This is a genomic window from Pedobacter sp., from assembly GCF_045628745.1.
GTDB lineage: Bacteria > Bacteroidota > Bacteroidia > Sphingobacteriales > Sphingobacteriaceae > Pedobacter.
This window is the reverse complement of sequence record NZ_JAZQPU010000243.1, coordinates 1-4,729: the sequence shown is the minus strand read 5'-3', so window position 1 is coordinate 4,729 and position 4,729 is coordinate 1. Positions and strand designations below refer to the sequence as shown.

Here is a 4,729-nt window from a genome sequence, read left to right as displayed (position 1 = left end):
GATCACATTCAGTTTCATTAATAGCTTTTAATTCCTCCAGTGTCAAATATTCCCTTTGCGTTTCAGCCTGAGGAATTCCTTTTACCCGGAGTATTGGGTTTACGGCAAATAAACGGTCTTCAAATGCTTCTTTAACTGCCGCCTTGAACTTGTTAAAATAGCTTACTTGTGAGTTTTGAGCCAGACCCACTGTTTCTGACTTAATAGACTTTACCGTACTTAAGAAAGATTTAAAGCCTTCACAAAACTTTTCATCCACATCACCAAACTTGCATTGACCATTGGTATATAAACTCAGGTACTTATAAGCACCATACCAGTTATCATAATTCCCTTTTGATTGATTGCGTTTCCTGGCTTTCGCTAGGAAATAGGCCAGAAAGTCCATTTTGGAAGAGAGCTTATCTTTAAAATCGAAGCTCTTGTTCATGAACTGGATTTCTCGCTGAGAACGAATGCTATCAGCTTTGGCTTTCCCAATTCGATTTACTTCTTTTTCATGCGCAGTTTTGGGCTTTTCATAAATACGGATCTTCAAATGTTCCCGACGAGTAGTTTTGCCAGTCTCCGGAATTAATACTGGCGGGTAAAAATCGAGATACAACCCTAACATGCCATTGGCAAGTTTTTTCTCCCTGAGGTTGACTGATGTTCTGTGGTCCATACGCTTAAAATAAGTTGTCTATTTCCTTCCTTCTGATAATCGAGCGATCGCCAATCTTATTAACTTTTATCTTTTTTTCTTTCGCTAGCCGCCATAAAGTTGTCCTACTGATATTTAAAAGTAAGCAAACATCTTTAATAGTTAAAAATTCCTGTTGAAGTGTCGCTTTTTTAGGCGCTATTTTTTTTGCGGTCTCGTTGTCGCTAGCCTCCACTTTTCGTTGCCTCACCCTCCCTTTATAGTTCTTCCGATTACATCTCATTCCGCAAAAACGGGTCATGGTTGTTTTGGCTAAAAAAACAGCACCACATTCTTCGCAAATCCGCTTGACTAAAATATTCGAGCTCATGTTTCCTTATGTTTCCCTATGTTTCTGTGTGTTTCCCTGTGTTTCATCATCTCCCCCCTAAGCACCAAAAATTTGTATCTTTTTGTATCTCATCCAAAAGATACAAAACAAGATACAAATAAATACAAAATATCACGAAACACCAAAAATCATAAGGCAACAAAAAACCCTGATAAATCGTGTTTATCAGGGTTTTAGTATATTTTACTACGCGTTACTTATTGTTGTTTATCGCTAGTTACTTTCCAATACAAAACTTACTAAATATATTCTCTAACAAATCATCAGTAGTAACCTGCCCTGTAATCTCCCCCAAATAATGTAACGCCTGCTTAATATCCACCGACAAAAACTCAGACGTAACCGGGTTCGCCAAACCATAAGCCACACTATCTAGCGCAGCCCTTGTTTTCTGTAGCGCTTCCACATGCCTGATATTCGTCACCATCGTATGGTTATCCGTCAGCTGATCACCAACCGCTAACTCATACAACTCGGTCTTCAACTCCTCTACATTTTCATTTTCCTTCGCAGAAATTGAAATAAACCGAATTGAAGAAGGCAATTCCAAAACAGCAAAGTCAAAACCAGCACCTAGATCAATCTTATTGGCTACCGCTAAAAATGCTAACCCAGGTCTGTACAACTTTAAAATATCTTCCTTAATTTCAGCAAGACTTAAAGCTGCAACATCAAACAAGTACACTAAAACAGCACTCTGGTCAATCTTTTGCATGGTCTTCTCCACCCCGATCGCCTCAATAGTATCTGTCGCTTCGCGGATACCTGCCGTATCAATCAGCCTGAAGTTAATGCCGTTAATGTTCAGCAACTCTTCAATGGTATCACGGGTAGTTCCTGCAATTTCACTCACAATGGCCCTTTCCTCGTTCAGCAAAGCATTTAACAAGGTAGATTTCCCAGCATTAGGTCTGCCGGCAATAACGGTGTTGATGCCCTGTTTAATTACATTCCCAAGTTCAAAAGAACGGATCAGCTTATTCAGGACTATCGTAATTTTATTAATCAAATCCTGCAATTGATCGCGGTTGGCAAATTCTACATCCTCCTCCGCAAAGTCTAGTTCAAGCTCTATCATCGATGCAAAATGGATCAGCTGTTCGCGCAATACCTGCAGCTCCGTGCTAAAGCCACCACGCAATTGATTCATGGCCACCTGGTGTGCTGCTGCAGAATCTGAAGAGATCAAATCCGCTACAGCTTCTGCCTGCGATAAATCCATGCCGCCATTTAAAAATGCCCTTAAGGTAAATTCTCCTGGTTTTGCGGCGCTCGCTCCTTTTCTGATGAGTAAAGAAATAATTTGCTGAATAATGTAGTTGGAACCGTGACAAGAAATCTCGACTACGTTTTCCTTAGTATATGATTTTGGTGCTACAAATAAGCCCACTACCACCTCATCTATCACCTGCTCGCCATCTTTAATTAAACCAAAATGCAGTGTATGCGAATCCTGTTGAGTAAGGTCTTTCCCCTTAAAAACTGAATTGGTAATGGTGATGGCATCTTTCCCCGACAGGCGGATCACGCCAATTGCACCGGCGCCAGTTGGGGTAGATAAAGCAATTATGGTTTCGTTAGTAATCATTCGTCAGGCAATTTTCTTATATTGGACAAAACTAACCAAACATTTCTTACCTTCTAGTGTTTGATTTGTAAATTTAAGAACACACTTTATGCACGAAATGCCACTTACGGTTAAAAGATCTATAGAATTATTAGGTATTGTAGCCATCGGCCTTATTTTTGTCCTCGGGGCAGGTATCATTATGCCCGTCCTTACCGCTTTTTTCATGAGCCTCCTCCTATTTCCTGCTTTTCGTTTTTTGCGGAAATATAAAGTGCCTGAAGTTCTAGCCATCATCCTCCCTATCCTTTTAGTAGTCGTTTTTGTCGCCCTCATCGGTTGGTTTTTCTCTTCTCAAATGGGCATGCTCATTGACGACTTCCCACAGATTAAAAAGAACGTATCCCTGCACCTCCATTCCTTGAGCGATTGGATCAGCAGTATCTCTAATTATTCTACCAAAGAACAAACGCAGTTCATCAGTAAAAAGAGTGAAGATTTAATGGCCTACGCTGGTAGTATGGCCAGTGGTGCAGCGGTTACGCTTAGCTCCGTTTTTGTGTTTGTAGGCCTTTTGCCCATTTATATTTACCTGATCCTTTTCTATAAAGATATTCTTTTGCGCTTTATCTTCATGTGGTTTAAAACTGATGACCATCCAAGGGTTAAAGATGCTATCTATGAAACCGAAGCTATCGTTAAAAGTTACTTAATGGGTTTATTGATCCAGGTAAGCTATATGACCGTCCTTTTAGGTGGCATCATGTTGCTTTTAGGCATTAAACATGCCCTGTTAATTGGGGTCATCTTCGCTATCTTAAACCTGATCCCTTATGTGGGTGCTCTTTTAGGCAACATCATTGGGGTATTATTAACCCTTACTTCTTCAACAGAATTAGGCCCGGTCATTACCGTATTGGTGGTGATTGCGGTGGTACAATTTCTCGACAATAACATATTGATGCCTAGAATAGTAGGCTCAAAAATCAAGATCAATGCTTTTATCTCTATTCTGGGAGTGGTCGTCGGTGGCAGTATTGCCGGTGTACCAGGAATGTTCCTGTCTATGCCGATCATTGCGGTGTTAAAAGTGATCTTCGACCGTACTGAAATGTTTAAACAATGGGGTGTTTTACTAGGGGATGAAAGACCTTTGAAAAGCCCGATGACCTTCCCTATTTTCCGTAAAAAAGTACCGGTGAGCACTAAACCGGGTGTAGAGAAAGTAGAAAAATAAAGATTAAGCCTGTTTTACAGGACCTGTAACCATGGGAAGCGACACATAAAACACCGTCCCTTCCCATGGTATACTTTCAAACCAGATCTTTCCACCTTGTTTTTCCATATAATCCTTGCTCAGGTTCAGGCCCAATCCAGTGCCTCTTTCATTAGCGGTTCCATAACTGGAAACAATATTTAAAGTAAAAATCTTCTTTTGCTTTTCCAATGCTATGCCCACACCATTATCTTTTACCTTGATGATACATTGACCGCCCTTGGTCATGGTGCTGATTTCAATCTGTCCCTCCAGGTTTGTGAATTTAACGGCATTGTTGAGTACATTTCGCAACACTACTTTCAGCATGTTTTCATCAGCCAGTACAAACAAGTCTTCGTTAACGTCGGTTTCTAATTTGATCCATTTATTTGCCAGTCGCTGCTTAAATAAACAGGCTGTCTCCTTAACCACCTGGTGAACTGACACTGGACACATCTCTATATGGTGTACTTCCATTTGGTTCTTAGCCCATAAAAGCAGGTTACTCAGTAAATATTGTGCTTCGCCTAAGGACTGGGTAAGTTTTTTTTCAAGTGCTTTCTTTTCTGCAGCATCTGCATCAACGCCCTGCATCATTTCAAAGTATTGTTTCAAGGAAGAAATAGGAACTTTTAAATCCAGGGCGATGATAGAAAGAACTTTGTCCTTTTCTAAATTAATGATTTGCAAGCTTTTAGCTTGTTCTTCAACCACCACTCGCTGTTCGTGGAAACTTCTCCTAAAAATACTGATCCCAACAAATAACAGTAAAGCAACATTGGCATAGGTAACGCCAAGATCGAGAAATGCTTCTGTTCTACTCAAATAGTGTTGTTTTACAATAGTAGGATAGACATACTCCAGTGCCAT

5 protein-coding genes are annotated in these 4,729 nt (G+C 40.3%); 1 reads left to right on the top strand and 4 read right to left on the bottom strand.

Annotated elements, in window-relative coordinates; genetic code table 11:
• The 3 genes from ACR2F7_RS09275 to mnmE form a co-directional block, all read right to left on the bottom strand.
• Window positions 1-664 (bottom strand): phage integrase SAM-like domain-containing protein (locus tag ACR2F7_RS09275; RefSeq protein WP_432713293.1); only part of this gene is annotated, 664 nt, incomplete at its 3' end.
• A gap of 4 nt (window positions 665-668) precedes the next feature.
• Window positions 669-1,013 (bottom strand): helix-turn-helix domain-containing protein, encoded by a 345-nt coding sequence (locus tag ACR2F7_RS09270; protein ID WP_432713292.1) that lies wholly within the window; start codon window positions 1,011-1,013, stop codon window positions 669-671.
• A 238-nt stretch (window positions 1,014-1,251) separates the two neighbouring features.
• Entirely contained in the window at window positions 1,252-2,622 is a 1,371-nt protein-coding gene (gene mnmE, locus ACR2F7_RS09265) for a tRNA uridine-5-carboxymethylaminomethyl(34) synthesis GTPase MnmE (RefSeq protein WP_432713291.1), read from the bottom strand.
• An 88-nt stretch (window positions 2,623-2,710) separates the two neighbouring features.
• Here mnmE and ACR2F7_RS09260 point away from each other — a divergent pair, with 88 nt between their 5' ends.
• Window positions 2,711-3,838, top strand: a complete 1,128-nt coding sequence (locus tag ACR2F7_RS09260; RefSeq protein WP_432713290.1) for an AI-2E family transporter — start codon at window positions 2,711-2,713, stop codon at window positions 3,836-3,838.
• A 3-nt stretch (window positions 3,839-3,841) separates the two neighbouring features.
• On the opposite strand, the gene ACR2F7_RS09255 is transcribed toward ACR2F7_RS09260, so the two are convergent.
• On the bottom strand, window positions 3,842-4,729 hold an 888-nt coding region (locus ACR2F7_RS09255; RefSeq protein ID WP_432713289.1), incomplete at its 5' end, for a sensor histidine kinase.

Excerpts from the sequence above, each read along its gene's own strand:
- ACR2F7_RS09260 (WP_432713290.1), top strand. The coding sequence starts at position 2,711 with ATGCACGAAATGCCACTTACGGTTAAAAGATCTATAGAATTATTAGGT.
- ACR2F7_RS09270 (WP_432713292.1), bottom strand. The coding sequence starts at position 1,013 with ATGAGCTCGAATATTTTAGTCAAGCGGATTTGCGAAGAATGTGGTGCT.
- mnmE (WP_432713291.1), bottom strand. The coding sequence starts at position 2,622 with ATGATTACTAACGAAACCATAATTGCTTTATCTACCCCAACTGGCGCC.